Here is a 19477-nt window from a genome sequence, read left to right as displayed (position 1 = left end):
TTCTTGTTTTAATTCTCCATGTACGCGGTCTTTAAAAGCCTCTATTTCGTTCCAAGACACGATTAAGAGTGGCTTTTAGGCTAAGTATAATTACTCATCGCGTAAGTGAGATGCTCCCATTTACACCTTTGTTGTCCATCCAATACTTTAAGCATTTATTACGGATGAATTGAGCGGTGCGGATAGCATCGTCTATAGCCTGATACTGTTTTAATTTAGCCTCAACTTTAAACTCTAGGACAAACATTTACTCTAAAATTTTAAGAATAAACTTATTTTAACACATTAAATATTAAACTGACAACCCATCACCTAAAAGCCGCCCTCTGCTACGCGGGCATGGCGGGGAACCTTAAACCCAAGTTTTCGGTAAGACAGGAGGCAAGGCCAGAACAGTCTATCTTCTCTGAGGGATTCAGGTAGAAACCTCTACTCTGTCAAAGTTTATATCCAATCTTCCTCATCCCCTTTGTTTACCTCCCGCTCTTGGTTTTCATCCTGAGCAGGGGGCGTAATAATCCGATAATTGACATCGTAAACTTGATCGGCTTTTTCCCCGCGAGTCTGTTTGGCTGTGCGGTAACTATAGGAATAAACTGAGCCAGTTTGAGAACTGTCCTCTGGAGGCTTGACAAAATTCGCTTTTTTCCCATCAGCAACCCTAGGCGGGAATTCTTCCCGATCCTGAATGGTAGTCGGTTTTTCGGGGGGTGCATCAAAATTCCAATCATCACCGCTATCTCTTTCCCAATCGTTACCCGGTGCAGAAGCAGCAGAATCCTGAATATAGGTGGGTCGGGAAGACGGGGGTGGGACTGTAGGATTATTCGCTATACGAGGGGAAGCTTTTGGGGCGGCCAAAGGACGACCAAAACTATAGAGAAATTGCAGGGTTAAACCACTGATAATTCCCGCTAGGGTGAAAAGTAACACCCAGACCGCTAGGGGCAGTTTTACCGTCATAATACCGCCAAAAAAGACCAAAGTGATCACCCCCAGATTCTGCCAGATCAGTAATCCGCCTACAGCGATCGCAAATAAGACCATAATCCAGCCCATTTTTACCTCCCTTGACTCAGTGATCAGTAAACAGTGATCAGTAAACAGTGATCAGTAAACAGTGATCAGTAAACAGTAAACAGGTATAAAGATAAAGATAACTAACTAATTAACTTAAAACTTAAAACTTACATCTGATAACTGATAACTTACCCACTGATAACTGATAACTGATAACTGATAACTTACCCACTGATAACTGATAACTGATAACTGATAACTGTCAATGTCCTTGCCAGCGATTAATTGTCATACAATCGATATCTAACTGATCGAGAGTACGAGCGATGACAAAATCGACCAAATCCTCGATCGATTGGGGATGGTGATACCATGCCGGTATTGCTGGCACAATTCTAACGCCCGCCTCGGCCAAAGTGGTTAAATTACGCAGATGAATTAAACTAAAAGGGGTTTCTCGCGGCACTAAAACCAATTTTCTGCCCTCCTTAATCTGCACATCGGCCGCTCTTTCTAGCAAATCGGAACTTAATCCCCCCGCTAATTTGGCCACTGTACTCATGCTACAGGGAATAATTATCATACCAAGGGTGCGATAGGAACCACTGGCGATCGTTGCCCCCACATCACCCCAACGATGACAGCGTAGTTTTCCCCCTTCCATCACCCCGCATTGACTGCGCCAAAATTGTTCTTGCAGCTCCGGTTCTGGCGGCATCCGAATATTATCTTCCGCTTGCCAGACAGTGTAAGCTGATCTGGAGGCCACTAGATCGATCGTGTAGTCGGCTAAAAGTAGATATTTGAGAGTACGGACAGCATAAATCAGTCCTGATGCCCCCGTAACGCCCAAAATTAGCGGTTTAGATAATTCCTTCAAGCTCTAATTCCTCGATCAATTGTAATCCTCTCGGGTCGCCCACTTTTAATAAAGCACCCCTAGCATCTTCCTTGACACCTAAATCCTCATCTTCCACCAAGGCCTCGATCAAAGCATCGATCGCCGTGGCATAAATCACATTTAAGGGCAATTCTCGGCATAATTGACCGATCGACCAAGCGCAATTACTCCGCACCGCTGCGATTAAATCTCGGCGCAATCCTTCAATTAAAGGCGGCAACACGGTGATGATATCTTCATAATTGACCTTGGCAATCTGGGCCAAACTACTGGCTGCCCATAATCGCACGGCCGAAATATCAGTTTTGAGAGCATGAACCAAAGGATTGATCGCTCTGCGATCGCCACAGTTACCTAGGGCCCAAACTACCCCTTTTCTGACGTAACCATTCCAATCCCTGGCCAGTAAATCGATTAAGGGAGCCACAGAGCTAAGACTGGGATTTCGGCCCAAAGCGTAGGCGACACTAACACGCACCAGGGGACAGACATCGTTTAACATCTCCAGTAACGGGGCGATCGCTCTTTCGTCCCGCAATTCACAAAAGGCGCGGGCCGCGATCATCCTCTCGCTCACATCAGCAGAAGTAAGCAATAAGAGCATTTCCTCGGGATCGGGAGGGATTTCCGCTGCTTGATCCGGATCGCTCGCATCGAGAGGATTATTTAAGGAATTGCTAGAGTCTAGGATTTCATTGTCGTACATACTTGTTAGATTATCTTAATCCGTGACCGCTCACGTCAAGCCCAAAATCAAAAAGTAAGTAGTCGTGCAAAATTAATTTCCTAGTGAAGATAGGCAAGAGGCAACAGGCAACAGGCAAAAGAAAGAATCTGGCAATTCTCCCACCTAAAAACAAGGTCAGAAACTAAGTACATCAAAGCTTTTAGCTTACCAAATTAGGTTACACTTCATCTTGACGAGAAAGGCTGCAGGCTCTCTTATTCTTTGTGTGATAAGTTTAACTGATATAGTGGCGATCAATCTTTGTGTCCTTTGTGTCTGGAGTGGTTCGTTCCAGTCGTTCGCCCGCAAGACTGTATCTTAGAATACATTTTACCCACCAAACCTAAGACAGTCAGCTGCATTTACAAAACCTAGCAGAATAGAAAGTAAATACAGGGCAGATTTTCGTGTTTTTTCGATGCCAAGACGCGGATTTGAACCGCGGACACGAGGATTTTCAGTCCTCTGCTCTACCAACTGAGCTATCTCGGCTTTTTTCAGTCCTTTATCAATATAGCACGCCCTCGAAATAATTGCAAGGTTTTTTTCCAAAAAGTTTTCTGCTTGACTAGATTGGCAAGGTGAGGGTAAAAGTGGTGACAGCATTGGCACTGGTGACATCGATGGTGGCATTCAGGGGTTTAATCAGTTTGTGGACTAAAGCTAAACCTAAACCGGTGCCACTGTAGCGCCAGGGATCGTGGTGAGGAATGCGATAAAAAGGAGCAAATATTCTTGATAATTCCTCTGGAGGGATTTCTACTCCTGAATTGCTCACACTAATTAATATTTGCTCGTCTGCACGCCAGACATTTACCCTAATTATCCCTTGTTCTGGGGTATATTTAGAAGCATTGGTCAGTAATTCCGCTATGATGCGTTCGATATCACAAAGATTGCTGTTAATCTCCGGTATATCCCCATCTATATCTAAAATTAACTGCTGTTGTCGCTCGCGGGTGAGAGTGCGAAAAGGTTCCACTAATAAGGGTAGCCAAGAAAGTAAGTCGATTGTTTCGATCGCCGGGGGTTCGGTTTCCGCATCCAGATAGGTTAAAGTCAACAGATCATTAACTAACTTACTCTGACGCTGAGATTCAATGTTAAGAATTTGCAACAGTTGACCGATCGAATCCTCTGGATCGATCTCGATCCCTTGATATTCCAGGAGACTTTCTAAGGTTTCCACCGCTAGACGAATGCTGGTAATCGGGGTTCGCAGTTCATGGGAAAGGGTTTTCAGGAATTCGCTTTTTAATCTTTCCAGTTTTTCTAATTCCCTCACTTGTGCTTGGGAAGATTCGTACAGTCGTGCCTGGCGAATGGCGATCGCACATTCGGTGGCAATATGTTGGATCAAATTAGTTTCTAAGGAGTTAAAAATTTGATTAGCTGGTCTAATTAGCCAAATATTGCCCAAAAAACCCTGATCGTCAAAGATAGGACAAGCGCAACGGTTAACACGACAGATTTGGGGATTGCCAAGGGGAAGACGATCAACAAATTGTAAAATTTGTTTGTGCAGCAGCGGTTGATAGATTTCAGGAAAATCGCTAATTTGACAGCTAATTCCCTGACAGATAAGCTCTTGAGTGGTATATTCGTGGACAATAGTGGCTTGGCTGCGACTGGGATTGTAAAGCTCAATTTGGGCCCGTTCTACGGGTAAAACCTGGACTAATTCCCTAGTGGTGGTTTGCAGAATATGATTTTCATCGAGACTATCGCGAATTTTTTCGGTAATCCGTCCGATTAATGCTTCATACTTCAAACTCATCTGCAATTCGGCAGTTCTTTGCTGAACCTCCGATTCCAAGGCAGTATTCAAGCATTTTACCCGTTGGTGCAGTTCCGCTTGTTGAATGGCAATTCCCACTTGAATGGCTAATTGTTTAAGCAGATCGATTTCTTGGGATTGCCAAGAGCGAGTTTTTTGGCAATTTTGGGCAATTAGTAACCCCCAGAGTTGGTTATCGCAGATAATTGGCACCACCAAGTTAGCCTGTACTTGCAAAGAGGTGAGTAGGCTGCGATAACAGGGATCAAGTCCCGAATTATGGACATTTTCAATAACTTGAATTCTCCCGCGACGATAATTTTCCAGACGTTCTGGGGATAAATTAAAACAGGGATCCTCGATGCTGTTTCCTAAGACGGAATTAATCCTCGCAGTATGGGATTCCACCACAATCATGCCACTATGATCGGGGAATAAACGATAAATTAACACTCGATCGCAGTTGAGGAATTGTCGCACCTCTTTAACAGTTCTTTGCAAAATGCGATCGAGATCCAACGATTGCCGGATTCTTTCCTGCATTACCCCCAGTAGTTGTTCCCGTTCTGCTTGTAATCTTAAAGCTTCTTCGGCCTGTTTGCGTTCGGTGATATTGGTACTGGTTCCCACCAAACGATAGATACGCGCATTGTTATCCCGTAGGGGTGTTAAAGTTGTCAGCCACCAGTAGGGTATATTTTGAAAAGGTAAATACTGTTCGTAGGAAATAGTCGTTCCGTAACGCACACAATCACTATAGTGTTGCCGCACACTGCGCGCATCATCGGGGGGAAGGATTTGTTCGGGAGTTTTGCCTTTAATATCTGATGAGCGCAATCCTGTCCAGCGTTCATGAACGGGGTTTGCTCCCACATAGCGAAAATCTCTATTTTCCAGCACGTCCACTACAAAAATCGACGCTTGCACGGAATTAAATATACTACGCAGAAACTGTTCGGAATCCTCCTCTTTTAGCTGTGTATCTAGCTCGATCTCGATTTCTGATGGCTGCTTTTCCATAAGAGCCTCCCATTGTGCTAATTGGTGGATTTGGATCGATAATCACAAAATCGTTGGCTACTCCTGGGGCGATTTAACAATTTCTTTAGATTCTCGCACGAATTTTCCCATCCGCTGCCGATTTCGATATATTTCTTTGCAAAAACGAGAAAGCAACCCCAATATACTGAGATCGCTTATCAGTTATCAGTTATCAGTTATCAGTTATCAGTGATCAGGTTTAAGTTTTAAGTTAAGTAGCTAGATACAATTAATTACACATATCTAACTACTTCTTCCATGAGTGCATGAGTGCCTATCCTCACCAAGAAGTTAATTTTGTCCTATTACTTATCGGAGTTCAATTACAGCGTTTCTTATCAAGAGGAAGCATAACCTAATTTGGTATCGACGACCGGCTCTCCAAAAGGAGAACTTCCTACCCCACCATTAGGATAACTGCTTTAATTAGCCAATTATTTTCAGTGATCACTGTTCACTGATTACTGATTACTGATCACTGAATTTAGGCTTCTTGGTTGACAAAAGGCAATAAAGCCATTAAACGGGCCCGTTTTACCGCTTCCGTTAAATCTCGCTGTTGTTTAGAAGTTAAACCGGTGATGCGTCTAGGTAGGAGTTTGCCGCGTTCGGTGATGAATTTGCGGAGGAGTTCGGTGTCTTTGTAGTCAATCGGTTGACTGGGGGAGATGGGGGAGAGACGTTTACGATAGTAGCTCATAGATTTGTAAAGATTGCTTGACTTTTTAACTAAAGTGTGCTTACTTAATTTCCTTGTGGACGGTGTGCTTATTGCAGTGGGGACAGTATTTCTTGATTTCCAGTCTGCCGGTGGTATTGCGACGGTTTTTGCTGGTGGTGTAGCGAGAAACGCCGGGGGTACGCTTATCGGGATTACTGCGGCATTCCGTGCATTCTACAGTGATGATTAGGCGAACGCCTTTTTTACTAGCCATAACAACAGGGGATCGGGTAAATTTACACGCAATCGATCATTATGACATATCTAGGGCTTTTTAGGCAAGAGCGGCCGGGACACCGGCGAGGAATTGTCGGCTGAAAAGTTGATTTTGGGATGAAATCCAGCACAAAAAAGCTAGAATAATCATAGCAGTTGGCGAGGATGAGGAAAAATGACGGTAAGATTGGGTAAACCGATTTTAGTGACGGGGATAGGCATTACCATCGCTTTCACCCTGGGGGAAACTCTCAATAGCAGACTGAGCGAAATCGGTTCATGGGGTATTTTCGGTGCGATTGCTCTTGGTGCCGGTATCTGGTTTTGGCAAAAACCCAACTCGAAAATCGATTTTTCCCTTCCCACTCCCCTGAGTCTAGAAAAGGTTAAACAAGCGATTAGCAAGGCTGAGCAGATAATTAATTATCTGGACAAAGAAGACCCTAATCAAGACTTAACCCCACTCAAAACCAGTTTAACCCAATTAAATCAAGAATTTAGTCGCCAAGACCTGAAAATTGCCATTACTGGTGCGAGAAAAACTGGTAAAACTGCCTTAAAAAAACTACTAGAAAGCGGCAACTTTGGGGAATCTGTCGCTTTTATGGAAACGGAACCGCTTCTAACTCTCGACTCCACCGCTAACCAGAAAAAAGCTCTGGCAGCCGACTTAGTTTTGTATCTCATCAATGGGGATTTGAGCGATTCCGAATGGCAAATTCTCCAGCAATTCGATCGAATGCACCAGCGTGTTATCCTGTTACTGAATAAACAGGATCGTTTACCCGCCGAAACCAGAGAAGAAATACTCCTTTCCCTGAAACAAAGACTGAAAGAAACTATTCCTGCTCATAATATTTTAGCCATAGCCGCTGCCCCCAAACCCCTAAAAGTTCGTCAACATCAAAGCAATGGAGAAATCAAGGAATGGACGGAACCCCAAGCTATTGTTATTGATAATCTAGATAATCATCTCCGACAAATTATCGAACAAGAAAAGTCCGAATTAGTTCTGGGAACTATCTGGAGACAAGCGCTCGAATTAGCCAAGGAAACCAAACAATTACTTAATCAATCCCGACGCAAAAAGGCTTTACCTGTTATCGAACAATACCAATGGATAGCCGCTACTGCCACTTTTGCTAATCCTCTCGCGGCCCTAGATTTAGTTTTAGCGGCGGCCACTAACGCTCAAATGTTAGTGGATTTAGGGGCAATTTATCAACAAAAAATGTCCCTTGAACAAGCAAAAACAGCCATGACTACCCTGGGGAAAATGATGGTACAATTGGGCATGGTAGAGGTGACAACTCAGGCATTGGGAACGATTCTCAAGGGAAATGCGATTACTTATATTGCTGGTGGTACAGTGCAGGGAATTGGAGCAGCCTATTTAACTCGTTTAGCTGGTTTAAGTTTAGTTGAATATTTCCAAGAACAGGAAATTAACGAGCAACTGAATAATGATTGGAATTGGACGAGTTTGCAGAATAAAGTTAAACAGGTTTGGGAACAAAATCAGCGCCTAGCATTTTTACAGGATCTTGTCAAGCAAACGAGCGCTCGTTGGTCGGCATTTTCTGGTTAAAAAATATGGTTAAGAAGTGCGGAAAGGTAAATGCTGACGCAGCACATCCCAGCGCGAACAATCCCAATAATCGATATGAGAAATAATCAGATTATTGTCATCGAGAGTTAATTGGCTGCGTCCAGAAATAGCGATGCGAGGCCGCCAAGGTAAAGGGGTTGTCCAGTGCAATGTCCAACGGGTATTAATAATATTTTCCTGCTGTTCAATTGCGTGGATATCCATCTTGATAGCTTGGAACCATTGACTCATAAAACCAATCATTTCCCGATAGCGTTTAATCCCCCGAAATTGATTGAGAGGGTCTTGAAAATAAACGTTATCAGCATAAATGTCATAGGTTTGATCAATAGGAAATCTCTGATAATCTTGCTGCAAAATAGCGATAATATCCATAAAGTACCAAATTATTCCCGATAGCTATTGCCTTTTTTCACTGCTGAGGGGTCACTGTGAACTATTAAAAGATCACTCCCGTCAAACTAAAGGGACGGACTTCGGTAATTTTAACCTTAACAAATTTGCCTCGCAATTCCTCAATATCTCCCGTAAAGAAAGTTAAGCGATTGCCTCTAGTTCTTCCCATAACTTGACTAGCATCTTTAGGATTAACGTCTTCCACTAAAATTTCCTCAATTCTGCCTAAATATCTTTGGGAACGTTCAGCAGCTTTTGTGGCCACTAAATGATTTAATCTTTGTAAGCGATCGCTTTTTACCTGCTCACTTAATTGATTATCCCAAATAGCGGCCGGAGTACCGGGACGGGGAGAATAGGCCGCCGTATTTAATTGATCAAAACCAATCTCATCGACTAATTTTAAAGTATTCTCGAACTGTGCCTCTGTTTCTCCGGGGAATCCGACAATCGCATCGGCACTAATGGCAGCGTCCGGCATTAAATTGCGAATATTAGCAATAATTTGTCGGTATTTTTCCTGAGTATAGCCCCGTTTCATAGCCTTGAGGATATCATTATCCCCTGATTGAAAAGGGATATGAAAATGTTCACAAACTTTAGGTAATTCCTGACAAGCTTTAATCAAACGTTCGGTAAAATAGCGGGGGTGACTGGTGGCAAAACGGAGACGTTCAATGCCGGCCACATCGTGAACGTAGTAGAGTAAATCGGTGAAATTGTGCAGATGTCGGCCGCTTGCCGTCACTCCGGGTAAATCCCGTCCGTAGGCATCGATATTTTGACCTAAAAGGGTGATTTCTTGATAACCCTGTTGTCCTAATTGTGCCATTTCTGCTCGAATTGCCGCAGGAGTGCGAGATTGTTCCACCCCGCGCACCCCCGGAACCACACAATAGGTACAGCGTTCATTGCAACCATAGATGACGTTCACCCAAGCGGTAATATTACTATCCCGGCGCGGTTTGGTGATGTCTTCCATGATGTGGATGGGTTCGGTGGCCACCACCTGGGAACCGTCAAAAACTTGTTGTAATAAGTCTCCCAAGCGGTTTGCGTGTTGGGGACCGATAATTAAATCCACTTCGGGAACCCGTCTTAACAATTGTTCCCCTTCCTGTTGGGCTACGCAGCCGGCGACAACTAAAGTAAGATCAGGTTGAGTTTGTTTGCGTTTAGCCTGTCTGCCGAGATAGGAATAAACCTTCTGTTCGGCATTATCGCGGATTGTACAGGTATTGTAGAGGATTAAATCGGCTTCGTTGGCATCCTCAGACCATTGAAACCCCAAATCTTCTAAAATACCCGCCATGCGTTCGGAGTCAGCTTTATTCATCTGACAACCAAAGGTGGTGATATGGTAACGACGTGGGGACTTATTCATGATGGGGGCCACAGAAACAAGAGTGCAGCTTTCTATTTTAGGCTATTTATTCTCTGACTTGAAAAAAGCAGGAGTCAGGAGTCAGTTATCAGTTATCAGTTATCAGTTATCAGTTATCAGTTCACTGAGAAAACACCCCACTTCCCCACTTCCCACCACCCCACACCCCACACCCCACTTCCCCACTTGCCACTTCCCAGAAAAAGCATACTCAGCCATACAAGCAAAGAAAAACGAAACTTTTGCTTTGAGGATATCTCCTGACTGGTAGGATAAAAATAAACCATACTAGGCAGTTTAACCTCCACGCCGCCGAGGCCACACCTTTAATCATCAAAGGAAAAGTATTTATATGTCTAAAAATCAAGTGTTCGACTTTTTCGCCTTAGCCGCTAAAAACGAAGAATTGGGTAAAAAAATGCGTTCAACCCAAGATCCTCAGCAATTACTAGAGATAGCTCGCTCCCAAGGCTTCGATTTCTCTCGTCCGGAATTAGAAGCGGCACTTAAATCCTTGCACGAGAGTCCCGACTTTTTCCAAAAGTTAGCTCATGCAGTCTTAGAAGTTTTCAGTCCTAACCACGATAATTATCCCTCGATCGGTGTCCAACCCTACGAAGGTGAGATCGATCGCTAGAATCAGCGAACAGTGATCAGTTACCAGTTACCAGTGATCAGAGGTGAGTTTTCAGTTCACTGATTACTCAGGGTAAGTACCTAAGCAAAATTAATTACACATTTCGATAAAGCTTTTGCCTCTTGCCTATTGCCTCTTGCCTGTCTTCACTAGGAAATTTATTTTGCATGACTACTTAAGCGCATCTTAACAATCCTTGACAAAATGAACTTTATGTGAGTTGCTTACCCTGAGAGCGATTCAGCCATATTTGAGGAGAATTGGCCATCTCAATTGTTAAGCAAAAATCGACCCATTTGGTCGATTTCGTAACTATACAGCAAACGGCTCACAAAATTTAATTGTCAATAGCGGTTGAGATGCTCTCACCCTGACTGATTACTGTTCACTGTTTACTGATCACTGTTTACTGGACGGCTACGCCGTGCCTTTGGCAACACTGACAAAGGCTCCCCCACTCCCCAACCCCAGCCGTATATAGTATAAAAAAAATATAAAAAAGCCGAAATCAGGGAAAATAGGCTTTTATCTGCCAATAAATCCAGCCAAGACAAGCAAGCCGCCAAGAGAGAAGTTAAAGCGCAAATGCAGTCATAGCAAAGGTTTTGGCCGTAAATCTCCTAAGAATTGCTGAGGCTGATGGACGAAGGGAAGGAATGATTAACTTTCGTTAACCAGAAGATGAGAAATAATCATAATGTTTTATATTGTCAAAGGTGTCATAGTTTCCTATGCTTTTTTTAGGTTGATAATTTTGCCTGACTCGTCAAATTTTTACCAACCAGCCCTAGAAAATAAAATTAGTGGATGAAAACGGTCACGATCGAGATAAAATTTAGGATGGTCTTACCCCCACCTTGCCACGATCCCGACTGCCACCAAAGCTAGAGCAGGAAAAGTAACAAGGAAAGAATTTGACTGAAACAAAATTGATAACGCTAACGAGATTAATAGTTTAGTTTGGCTTGACAAGCGAGGAACAAAAAAATGCCAATTGCAGTAGGAATGATTGAAACCCTAGGATTTCCCGCCGTTGTGGAAGCGGCCGATGCCATGGTTAAAGCCGCCAGGGTGACTCTAGTGGGTTACGAAAAGATCGGTAGTGGTCGCGTCACTGTCATTGTCCGGGGAGACGTTTCAGAAGTGCAAGCTTCTGTGGCTGCCGGAGTGGAAAACGCCAACCGGGTTAACGGAGGACAAGTGCTATCTACCCATATCATCGCCCGTCCCCACGAAAACCTCGAATACGTGCTGCCCATTCGCTACACCGAAGAAGTAGAGCAATTCCGCAGCTATTAAACACCGTTTCGGGGTCAGCATCTATAGAGTCGAAGAAAGCCAACCATTAGGAGACAAAAATATTATGTCAATTGCAGTGGGCATGGTGGAAACCTTGGGTTTCCCAGCCGTCGTCGAGGCGGCTGATGCCATGGTAAAAGCCGCCCGCGTAACCCTAGTAGGTTACGAAAAAATTGGTAGTGGTCGCGTCACCGTCATCGTCCGGGGGGACGTTTCGGAAGTACAGGCCTCCGTATCGGCGGGGACAGAAGCGGCATCTAATCGTGTTAAAGGTGGTCAAGTCCTCTCGACCCACATCATCGCCCGTCCCCACGAAAACCTCGAATACGTTCTTCCCATTCGTTATACAGAAGCCGTGGAACAGTTTCGTGAAAGTGTTAACCCGCAACCTTTAAGACGAATCTAGAGCGCAACTAACTTTTAGTGTAAACAAATTCCATGCAAATTGCCAAAGTTTGCGGAACCGTCGTTAGCACCCTGAAACCTCGCAGTATGACGGGAGTGAAACTTCTGCTTTTGCAATTCATCGACGCTCAAGGGCAACTTTTGCCTAAATACGAAGTAGCGGGTGATATTGTCGGAGCGGGGCTTAATGAATGGGTGCTAGTGTCCCGGGGAGGAGCGGCTCGGATCGAAGACGGGCAGAACAATCGCCCCCTTGACGCGATGGTGGTGGGGATTATTGACACTATAACCGTAGAAAATCGCACCCTCTACAGCAAGAGGGACGAATTTCGTCAATCCGGTTAAACATCGATAGAACCCAAACACAGTTAAGTAACAACCAGCCAGCCAAATTCAGTATGGAGGAAGACTAACTATGGTCGTCCGCACAACGGCGGCTAGTCCGAAAAAGCGGACCAAATCCCCAGAGGAAACGCACATAGACGAGAGTGCCAAAGTCCACACCTTCTCTAACCTCAGTGGCGCTATCGAGATCGGGGCGCGAGTGGTGATTGCTCCGGGGACTTCCATCCGCGCCGATGAAGGAACCCCCTTTCACATTGGCGACGACAGCAAAATTCAGGACGGAGCAATCATCCACGGTTTAGAAAAAAGCCGTGTGGTGGGAGATGACGGCCGAGAATATTCGGTGTGGATCGGCCGGGGCAGCTGTATCACCCACATGGCACTCATTCACGGGCCTGCCTATGTGGGCGATCGCTGTTTTATCGGTTTTCGCTCCACCGTCTTTAATGCCCGCATTGGTGCCGATTGCATCGTCATGATGCACGCCCTCGTTCAAGACGTGGAAATCCCCGCCGGGAAATTCGTGCCATCCGGTTCCGTGATCACCAGCCAACAACAGGCCGACCGCTTACCCGATGTCACAGAAATCGATCGAGCCTTCACCCGTCACATTGTCGATATCGACCTCGCCCCCAGCGTCCCGGTCAAAGCCCACAGCCCAGCGACTCCTCCACCGGCAGCCGCTATAAACATCGCTAATGAGACGCTATATAGAAATTCGGTGACACCTATGAGTTTAAATACAAACATTCGAGCGCAGGTTCGCTCCCTCCTCTCCCAAGGCTACAAGATCGGCATCGAATACGCTGACAAACGCCGCTTTAAAACCAGTTCTTGGTTAAGTGCCGGCTTTATCGACGGCGGCCGCGAAGAACAGGTATCCCAATCCCTAGAAGCCTCCCTGAGAGACCTGCAAGGCGAATACGTCCGCCTGATCGGAGTCGATCCCGCCGCTAAACGGCGCATACTGGAAATGATTATCCAACGCCCCGAAGACACCCCGGGAGAACCGGCCCGCACCACCACCGCCGTCCACGGCGGTCATGGCAACGGTAACGGCCATTCCGACCTGTCGGTACAAGTGCGTTCCCTGCTGGCCCAAGGGCTGAAAATCGCCACCGAACACGCGGATAAACGCCGGTTTAAAACCAGTTCTTGGTTAACCGGACCTGCGATCGAAACCAAGAGCGAAGCGGGCATCATTCGCGATATTGAAGCGATCGTGACTGAAAATAGCGATGAGTACGTCCGCCTGATCGGGATCGACCCGCAAGCGAAAAAACGCGTCGTCGAAATGATTATTCACCGCCCCGGCAGCGCCCCCGCTAGTAACGGCAGCGGCAAAGCCAGCAGCTACAGCGCCCCCGCTAGTAACGGAGCCAGTTATAGCAGCAGTGGTAGCTTAAGTGGGGAAACGATCGCTCAAATTCGTTCCCTGCTCGCCCAAGGCTACAAAATCGGCACCGAACACGCGGATAAACGCCGGTTTAAAACCAGTTCTTGGCAGAGTTGCGCCCCGATCGAAAGCAATCGCGAATCTGATGTAATTACTGCTTTGGAAGATTGTTTACGGGAACATAGCGGCGAATACGTCCGCTTACTCGGTATCGATGCTAAAGCCAAAAAACGGGTTTTAGAAACGGTGATCCAGCGTCCCGATGGTTCGGTGAGTAGTAATGGCAGCAGTAAAACCGCCACCGTTGCTGAACCGAGTTTCAAAAGCTATGCTTCTGGTTCTTCTGGCGGCGGTACTGCCACTTTAACCAGTACCTTAACCGCAGAAACGATCACTCAAATTCGCTCTTTATTGAACCAAGGTCACAAAATCGGGGCCGAACACGCGGATAAACGTCGTTTTAAAACCAGTTCTTGGCAAAGCTGCACCCCGATCGAGAGCAGTCGCGAATCCGATGTGGTGGCCGCTTTAGAAACCTGTCTGCGCGACCATCAAGGGGAATACGTTCGTCTGATCGGGATTGACTCCCAAGCGAAACGCCGTGTTCTCGAATCGATTATTCAACGCCCTTAATTTCAGGACTCGGCGATCGGTGAAGGGAGATAGGTGTTAGGTGTTGGCGGACTGGGAAAAATACCCGAAACTCTAACCCCTACCCCCTAACCCCCGATCACTGATCACTGATCACTGAATAACTGTCAATTATGTCCTTACCCCCCGTTCAACCTATTAGCCGCTCGGAATTCTATGTCAATGGTGATGTAACCATTGATGAGAGTGCGATCGTGGCTCCGGGGGTGATTCTCCGAGCAGCCCCCAATAGCCAAATAATTATCGGTGCGGGTGCTTGTCTGGGTATGGGAACAATTTTAACCGCCTATCAGGGTGTGATTAGTATCGGTGCAGGGGCAATTTTAGGTACAGGTGTTCTAATAGTCGGTCGGGGTGAAATCGGTGAAAATGCCTGTATTGGGTCAACCACAACGATTTTTAATGCTTCTGTGGCAGCGATGTCGATCGTGCCGTCTGGTTCCCTGATCGGAGATACTTCCCGTCAAATTACCATCGAGGTGTCAGCGACCCCATCGGAACCGGAAAGACCCCCTTTACCGGAACCGCAACCCGTAGTCAGTCAAGTGTCCCCAGTGCCGTCAGTGGAGGAAGTGATATCCGAAACCGTGGCCAGTCCTTGGGATGGCGAGGAAATGGTCGCCGAGGCCAGTCCCGCGGAAACCAGAGAACAAGCATCTACTACTAACCGACCGAATCAAGCATCGGTGGTCGGAAAGGTCTATATCAATCAGTTATTGGTCACGCTATTTCCAGAACGTCATCGTTTTAATGGCAACAATAACCATAATTCTTGAAGGGGAAAATAATCGTTCACAAGCCAAAAATCTCAACAATAATTACTGAGTAATTAGACCTAATTTATCTAGAGTTCACTGCTGTCTAACTGTCCTCTAGGTACTGAGTATAATTGCTTAGAAATCCTGTTAATATTTAGCGATTGCCGACAATTTTTTGAGGTTGTAATTATTGATAATCTTCCTCAATTAAGGAGTAGTTTTAATAGCTCAAAGCCTGATGAGCAGAAGTTTCTGTGTGTCAATCAGGTAAATTTTTGTTGATTTTTTTGTGTTTTTGTAGAGATTGTCAAAGTTAGATGACGACAGATTAAAGAAACTAATCCCCCCGAGAAAAAAAAACAATCAAAATTTTAGGGATAGAGAAAAAAAATGATCAGAATAGGATAAAGTTCGTGTTAAGATGATCAGTTGAAAAAAACATTAGTGAAAATTGCTCCCTAACTTCGCTCCTAGCAGCAGGGGAAAGGAGCTTAAGAAAAATCTATGTCGGTTGACGGCGAGATTTTACAGGTGCGACTAATCATGCAGTTTATGGAGGAATAATCCCAATGGTGCAAGCCAAATCCAAAGGTTTCCAGGCCGGCGTAAAAGACTACCGACTGACCTACTACACCCCCGACTACACCCCCAAAGATACCGATCTACTAGCTTGCTTCCGGGTGACACCCCAACCAGGAGTTCCTCCGGAAGAAGCAGGTGCGGCAGTAGCGGCGGAATCTTCCACAGGTACCTGGACCACCGTTTGGACCGATAACTTAACCGACCTCGATCGCTATAAAGGTCGTTGTTATGATATCGAACCCGTACCCAACGAAGATAACCAGTTCTTCTGTTTCGTTGCCTATCCTTTAGATCTATTTGAAGAAGGTTCCGTCACCAACATCCTCACCTCGATCGTTGGTAACGTTTTCGGTTTCAAAGCTCTACGCGGTCTCCGTTTAGAAGATATCCGTTTCCCCGTCGCTTTAATCAAAACCTTCCAAGGTCCTCCCCACGGTATCACCGTTGAACGGGACAAATTAAACAAATACGGTCGCCCCTTACTCGGTTGCACCATCAAACCCAAACTCGGCCTTTCCGCTAAAAACTACGGTCGTGCCGTTTACGAATGTCTCCGCGGTGGTTTAGACTTCACCAAAGACGACGAAAATATTAACTCTCAACCCTTCATGCGTTGGCGCGATCGTTTCCTCTTTGTCCAAGAGGCGATCGTTAAATCCCAAGCAGAAACCAACGAAGTTAAAGGACATTACTTAAACGTAACCGCTCCTACCTGCGAGCAGATGATGCAACGGGCTGAATTCGCCGCCGAAATCAAAACCCCCATCATCATGCACGACTACCTCACTGGTGGTTTCACCGCTAACACCACCCTGGCGAAATTCTGCCGCGACAAAGGGTTACTGCTCCACATTCACCGGGCAATGCACGCGGTTATCGACCGTCAGAAAAATCATGGTATCCACTTCCGCGTTTTAGCTAAGTGCTTACGTCTCTCTGGTGGTGATCACCTGCACTCGGGAACCGTTGTCGGTAAACTCGAAGGTGAACGCGGCATCACGATGGGTTTTGTTGACCTGATGCGTGAAGACTATGTAGAAGAAGATCGCGCTCGTGGTATTTTCTTCACCCAAGACTACGCCTCCTTACCCGGGGTAATGCCCGTTGCTTCCGGTGGTATCCACGTTTGGCATATGCCGGCGCTGGTGGAAATCTTCGGTGACGATTCCTGCTTACAGTTCGGTGGTGGAACCCTCGGCCACCCCTGGGGTAACGCACCGGGTGCCACCGCTAACCGTGTGGCTCTGGAAGCTTGTATCCAAGCTCGTAACGAAGGTCGCTCCTTGGCCCGCGAAGGTAACGACGTTATCCGGGAAGCTTGCCGTTGGAGTCCTGAACTGGCTGCCGCTTGCGAACTCTGGAAAGAAATCAAATTCGAGTTCGAGGCTATGGATACCCTCTAATACAGCCATTCAGAAGGTTGTTAGCAGTTATCGGTGCAAAATAATGCCGGGGACTTGCCCAAAATCGGGAAGCAGTCGCTAGAATTTCAACACTGATAACTGTCTAGCCAATAACTGAAAACTGTATAAAATGTATCCGAAAAAAGTTGTTCAAGATACCGCGAAAGTCTTACAAAGTTACCTAACTTACCAAGCGGTTCGCACGATTATCGATCAATTGTCAGAAACTAATCCCACTTTGGCTATTTGGCTGAGTCACTATACTTCTAGCCATTCCATTCAGGATGGCGAGGCCTATATTGCGGGGTTGATGACTGAGAATAAAGAGTTAGTTTTGCGGATCATGACGGTAAGAGAACATCTAGCCGAACAGGTTTTAGAGTTCTTGCCAGAGATGGTAAAAACGGGAATTATTAATGACAACACCGAACATCGTCGGCAACTTTTGGAACGTCTCACCCGTACTGCTATAAGTCAACCAGAGACATCGGAATTAAATCTCGATGTTGATGATCTACCCAACCCATAAGGAATCAAGAAACCCATGAAAACTTTACCTAAAGAGAAGCGTTACGAAACTCTTTCCTACTTGCCCCCCCTCACCGATCAACAAATTGCTAAACAAATTCAATACATGATCGATCAGGGTTATATTCCTGCTGTGGAATTTGAAAAAGATCCCAAACCCGCAGATTATCATTGGACGATGTGGAAACTGCCTTTATTCTCTGTTTCTGGTCCCCAAGAAGTTCTTAATGAAGTTCGCGAGTGCCGCACCGAGTATTCTGATTGCTACATCCGCGTTATCGCTTTTGACAACATCAAACAATGTCAAACCATGAGCTTTATTGTTCATAAACCCAATGCCGGCCGCTACTAATTTGGCTGTAGTTTAAAGGTTTGTAGGGATGGCCGCGAGGCCATCCTTTTTTTGGTGGTTTTTAACACGGGTAAACGATCGGCCGATATTTGGTAAGTTAGAAGTGATGAACTGACTGCCGATCGAACCTATGCCCCGTACTCATCTATTAGATACCCGAACCAGCAATTTTAGCGATCTCATCGGCAATGGCAAAATCTACCGAGTTCCCCTTTTTCAAAGAGATTATTCGTGGAAGGAAGAAAATTGGGAAGATCTCTGGCAGGATATTCAAACGCTCTATGAAAACCCCGATTCTAGTCATTACATGGGAGCGATCGTTTTACAGGGTTCCCAGCGATCGGATACGGATTTTACAATTATTGACGGACAACAACGATTGGTAACGATTAGTATTCTCGCTATAGCGATTATCGAAAAAATTCAAATGTTAATCGATCGGGGGGAAGAAGCGGAAGCGAATAGAGAACGACAACGGCTTCTCAAAAGCGGTTATTTGAGTAATAAAGATCTGGGTTCTTTAAAAGAATCTAGTAAATTAATTTTGAATGAAAATAATAATGATTTTTGGTTCTTCGTTACTTGGTATGGTTCTTAATTGATTAGTTCGCTCTAGAGCAAAAACAATTGACAAAAATCGCTAAATGCCTTTCTATATAAGGGTTCCATCCCTTATAACCCCCGTCCATTGCATAACACAAACCGAAGAGCCTGATTTTTATCAAAGTCGTCTCATTAACTTTAGACTTCCTCGCAATCCTCGATCGCTCGCAAAATCCAACCAACTCCTATGGAAAGCTTTTCAATACTTTTCGGATTCATTGCCAAAGCTTACAAGCGTAGTTAACAGTGGAAAAGAACTGGCAATTTTTTTAACGGATACCGTTGCCAAAAGACTCTTATTTATTCAGATTAATGTTGAAGATGAATTGAATGCGTATACGGTTTTCGAGACCCTAAACGCTGACAGGGGGACAAGCAAGCTGAAAAGCTTATGTAGCATAAAATACAGACACAGACTCCAAAAAAAGATAAGTCATATTTACCATATATGACCTAAATAACGAAAATGATAAGTGAACTATACCAGAAAGTGTTAGAAAATGAACTGGGACGAGCCAGATATCTACTGTTGTTAATGATAGTTGGAACCTGGCAAATACTAAAGCAAGCTAAGTTAGAGATATTAGCAGAAGCACTGCCAATACCGATCCTGTTTGAGAGTCGGAGAAAAAAACTAAAAAGATTTTTAAAGCTGGAAATTCTGAATATTGAAAAAATCTGGTTTCTCTGCTTAAAAGAGATGTTAAAACAGCAGGAGAGATTCAC

20 protein-coding genes, 1 tRNA gene and 2 pseudogenes are annotated in these 19477 nt (G+C 45.2%); 13 read left to right on the top strand and 10 right to left on the bottom strand.

All coding sequences use genetic code 11. From position 1 onward, the window contains the following. Positions 1-118: 118 nt before the first annotated feature. The 8 genes and pseudogenes from EWV66_RS05295 to rpmG all read right to left on the bottom strand — a co-directional run. Positions 119-247 (bottom strand): annotated as a pseudogene (locus tag EWV66_RS05295) (RNA-guided endonuclease TnpB family protein); the annotation flags it as partial. Between the two features lie 197 nt (positions 248-444). Next, complete coding sequence (locus EWV66_RS05290) at positions 445-1059, bottom strand: LapA family protein (RefSeq protein ID WP_052276866.1); 615 nt, start codon at positions 1057-1059, stop codon at positions 445-447. A 223-nt stretch (positions 1060-1282) separates the two neighbouring features. Next, positions 1283-1900 carry a flavin prenyltransferase UbiX gene (locus tag EWV66_RS05285; protein ID WP_052276865.1) on the bottom strand — a complete coding sequence of 206 codons (618 nt, stop codon included), beginning with the start codon at positions 1898-1900 and terminating at the stop codon, positions 1283-1285. Then, complete coding sequence (locus tag EWV66_RS05280; protein WP_052276864.1) at positions 1884-2627, bottom strand: HEAT repeat domain-containing protein; 744 nt, start codon at positions 2625-2627, stop codon at positions 1884-1886. Before EWV66_RS05280 ends, EWV66_RS05285 begins: the two co-directional genes overlap by 17 nt. Positions 2628-3067: 440 nt before the next feature. After that, positions 3068-3140, bottom strand: a tRNA-Phe gene (locus EWV66_RS05275). 76 nt (positions 3141-3216) lie between these two features. Continuing rightward, the gene (locus tag EWV66_RS05270; protein ID WP_052276863.1) at positions 3217-5445 is read right to left on the bottom strand and encodes a sensor histidine kinase; all 2229 of its coding nucleotides are present in this window, start codon (positions 5443-5445) and stop codon (positions 3217-3219) included. A 505-nt stretch (positions 5446-5950) separates the two neighbouring features. Beyond that, entirely contained in the window at positions 5951-6166 is a 216-nt protein-coding gene (gene rpsR / locus EWV66_RS05265) for a 30S ribosomal protein S18 (protein ID WP_002732313.1), read from the bottom strand. A gap of 40 nt (positions 6167-6206) precedes the next feature. Continuing rightward, the gene (gene rpmG / locus EWV66_RS05260; RefSeq protein ID WP_002734724.1) at positions 6207-6401 is read right to left on the bottom strand and encodes a 50S ribosomal protein L33; all 195 of its coding nucleotides are present in this window, start codon (positions 6399-6401) and stop codon (positions 6207-6209) included. A gap of 177 nt (positions 6402-6578) precedes the next feature. Between rpmG and EWV66_RS05255 the strand changes: the two genes are divergently transcribed. After that, positions 6579-7991 (top strand): slr1306 family protein, encoded by a 1413-nt coding sequence (locus EWV66_RS05255; protein ID WP_052276862.1) that lies wholly within the window; start codon positions 6579-6581, stop codon positions 7989-7991. Positions 7992-8000: 9 nt separating this feature from the next. Here EWV66_RS05255 and EWV66_RS05250 read toward each other — a convergent pair whose 3' ends face one another. Together EWV66_RS05250 and miaB are read right to left on the bottom strand one after the other, a co-directional pair. Next, complete coding sequence (locus EWV66_RS05250) at positions 8001-8387, bottom strand: C6orf136 family protein (RefSeq protein ID WP_052276861.1); 387 nt, start codon at positions 8385-8387, stop codon at positions 8001-8003. A gap of 64 nt (positions 8388-8451) precedes the next feature. After that, positions 8452-9792, bottom strand: a complete 1341-nt coding sequence (gene miaB, locus EWV66_RS05245) for a tRNA (N6-isopentenyl adenosine(37)-C2)-methylthiotransferase MiaB (RefSeq protein ID WP_287107128.1) — start codon at positions 9790-9792, stop codon at positions 8452-8454. On the opposite strand from miaB, the gene EWV66_RS05240 reads away from it, so the two are divergent. The 12 genes and pseudogenes from EWV66_RS05240 to EWV66_RS05185 all read left to right on the top strand — a co-directional run. Next, positions 9791-10063: a hypothetical protein gene (locus EWV66_RS05240; RefSeq protein WP_287107129.1), complete on the top strand. Its 273-nt coding sequence runs from the start codon at positions 9791-9793 to the stop codon at positions 10061-10063. The genes miaB and EWV66_RS05240 overlap by 2 nt on opposite strands. An 81-nt stretch (positions 10064-10144) precedes the next feature. Further along, the gene (locus EWV66_RS05235) at positions 10145-10429 is read left to right on the top strand and encodes a Nif11-like leader peptide family natural product precursor (protein ID WP_002731728.1); all 285 of its coding nucleotides are present in this window, start codon (positions 10145-10147) and stop codon (positions 10427-10429) included. Positions 10430-11416: 987 nt separating this feature from the next. Beyond that, on the top strand, positions 11417-11728 hold the full coding sequence (locus EWV66_RS05230) for a carbon dioxide-concentrating mechanism protein CcmK (RefSeq protein WP_002734613.1): 312 nt from the start codon (positions 11417-11419) through the stop codon (positions 11726-11728). Between the two features lie 64 nt (positions 11729-11792). Then, on the top strand, positions 11793-12134 hold the full coding sequence (locus tag EWV66_RS05225; protein ID WP_002733426.1) for a carbon dioxide-concentrating mechanism protein CcmK: 342 nt from the start codon (positions 11793-11795) through the stop codon (positions 12132-12134). A gap of 32 nt (positions 12135-12166) precedes the next feature. Then, the gene (gene ccmL / locus EWV66_RS05220; RefSeq protein ID WP_002734360.1) at positions 12167-12478 is read left to right on the top strand and encodes a beta-carboxysome shell vertex protein CcmL; all 312 of its coding nucleotides are present in this window, start codon (positions 12167-12169) and stop codon (positions 12476-12478) included. Positions 12479-12548: 70 nt separating this feature from the next. Continuing rightward, the gene (locus EWV66_RS05215) at positions 12549-14507 is read left to right on the top strand and encodes a RuBisCO small subunit-like domain-containing protein (protein WP_287107130.1); all 1959 of its coding nucleotides are present in this window, start codon (positions 12549-12551) and stop codon (positions 14505-14507) included. 131 nt (positions 14508-14638) lie between these two features. Beyond that, positions 14639-15301, top strand: coding sequence for a beta-carboxysome scaffolding protein CcmN (ccmN, locus tag EWV66_RS05210; RefSeq protein WP_052276858.1), 663 nt, complete (start codon positions 14639-14641; stop codon positions 15299-15301). 551 nt (positions 15302-15852) lie between these two features. After that, complete coding sequence (locus EWV66_RS05205; protein WP_002753365.1) at positions 15853-17268, top strand: form I ribulose bisphosphate carboxylase large subunit; 1416 nt, start codon at positions 15853-15855, stop codon at positions 17266-17268. 130 nt (positions 17269-17398) lie between these two features. After that, the gene (gene rcbX / locus EWV66_RS05200; RefSeq protein ID WP_002732424.1) at positions 17399-17797 is read left to right on the top strand and encodes a RuBisCO chaperone RbcX; all 399 of its coding nucleotides are present in this window, start codon (positions 17399-17401) and stop codon (positions 17795-17797) included. 15 nt (positions 17798-17812) lie between these two features. Continuing rightward, positions 17813-18148 carry a ribulose bisphosphate carboxylase small subunit gene (locus EWV66_RS05195; RefSeq protein ID WP_002741682.1) on the top strand — a complete coding sequence of 112 codons (336 nt, stop codon included), beginning with the start codon at positions 17813-17815 and terminating at the stop codon, positions 18146-18148. Between the two features lie 130 nt (positions 18149-18278). Beyond that, entirely contained in the window at positions 18279-18746 is a 468-nt protein-coding gene (locus EWV66_RS05190; protein ID WP_287115915.1) for a DUF262 domain-containing protein, read from the top strand. A gap of 495 nt (positions 18747-19241) precedes the next feature. After that, positions 19242-19477: pseudogene (locus EWV66_RS05185) on the top strand (IS4 family transposase); the annotation flags it as partial.

This window comes from Microcystis sp. M_OC_Ca_00000000_C217Col (assembly GCF_007095585.1).
Taxonomy (GTDB): Bacteria; Cyanobacteriota; Cyanobacteriia; order Cyanobacteriales; family Microcystaceae; genus Microcystis; species Microcystis panniformis.
Note: the sequence above shows the minus strand (reverse complement) of the source record. Positions and strands in the feature narration are given on the sequence as shown.

Excerpts from the sequence above, each read along its gene's own strand:
- EWV66_RS05290 (WP_052276866.1), bottom strand. The coding sequence starts at position 1,059 with ATGGGCTGGATTATGGTCTTATTTGCGATCGCTGTAGGCGGATTACTG.
- EWV66_RS05280 (WP_052276864.1), bottom strand. The coding sequence starts at position 2,627 with ATGTACGACAATGAAATCCTAGACTCTAGCAATTCCTTAAATAATCCT.
- EWV66_RS05270 (WP_052276863.1), bottom strand. The coding sequence starts at position 5,445 with ATGGAAAAGCAGCCATCAGAAATCGAGATCGAGCTAGATACACAGCTA.
- rpsR (WP_002732313.1), bottom strand. The coding sequence starts at position 6,166 with ATGAGCTACTATCGTAAACGTCTCTCCCCCATCTCCCCCAGTCAACCG.
- rpmG (WP_002734724.1), bottom strand. The coding sequence starts at position 6,401 with ATGGCTAGTAAAAAAGGCGTTCGCCTAATCATCACTGTAGAATGCACG.
- EWV66_RS05255 (WP_052276862.1), top strand. The coding sequence starts at position 6,579 with ATGACGGTAAGATTGGGTAAACCGATTTTAGTGACGGGGATAGGCATT.
- EWV66_RS05250 (WP_052276861.1), bottom strand. The coding sequence starts at position 8,387 with ATGGATATTATCGCTATTTTGCAGCAAGATTATCAGAGATTTCCTATT.
- EWV66_RS05240 (WP_287107129.1), top strand. The coding sequence starts at position 9,791 with ATGATGGGGGCCACAGAAACAAGAGTGCAGCTTTCTATTTTAGGCTAT.
- miaB (WP_287107128.1), bottom strand. The coding sequence starts at position 9,792 with ATGAATAAGTCCCCACGTCGTTACCATATCACCACCTTTGGTTGTCAG.
- EWV66_RS05235 (WP_002731728.1), top strand. The coding sequence starts at position 10,145 with ATGTCTAAAAATCAAGTGTTCGACTTTTTCGCCTTAGCCGCTAAAAAC.
- EWV66_RS05230 (WP_002734613.1), top strand. The coding sequence starts at position 11,417 with ATGCCAATTGCAGTAGGAATGATTGAAACCCTAGGATTTCCCGCCGTT.
- EWV66_RS05225 (WP_002733426.1), top strand. The coding sequence starts at position 11,793 with ATGTCAATTGCAGTGGGCATGGTGGAAACCTTGGGTTTCCCAGCCGTC.
- ccmL (WP_002734360.1), top strand. The coding sequence starts at position 12,167 with ATGCAAATTGCCAAAGTTTGCGGAACCGTCGTTAGCACCCTGAAACCT.
- EWV66_RS05215 (WP_287107130.1), top strand. The coding sequence starts at position 12,549 with ATGGTCGTCCGCACAACGGCGGCTAGTCCGAAAAAGCGGACCAAATCC.
- ccmN (WP_052276858.1), top strand. The coding sequence starts at position 14,639 with ATGTCCTTACCCCCCGTTCAACCTATTAGCCGCTCGGAATTCTATGTC.
- EWV66_RS05205 (WP_002753365.1), top strand. The coding sequence starts at position 15,853 with ATGGTGCAAGCCAAATCCAAAGGTTTCCAGGCCGGCGTAAAAGACTAC.
- rcbX (WP_002732424.1), top strand. The coding sequence starts at position 17,399 with ATGTATCCGAAAAAAGTTGTTCAAGATACCGCGAAAGTCTTACAAAGT.
- EWV66_RS05195 (WP_002741682.1), top strand. The coding sequence starts at position 17,813 with ATGAAAACTTTACCTAAAGAGAAGCGTTACGAAACTCTTTCCTACTTG.
- EWV66_RS05190 (WP_287115915.1), top strand. The coding sequence starts at position 18,279 with ATGCCCCGTACTCATCTATTAGATACCCGAACCAGCAATTTTAGCGAT.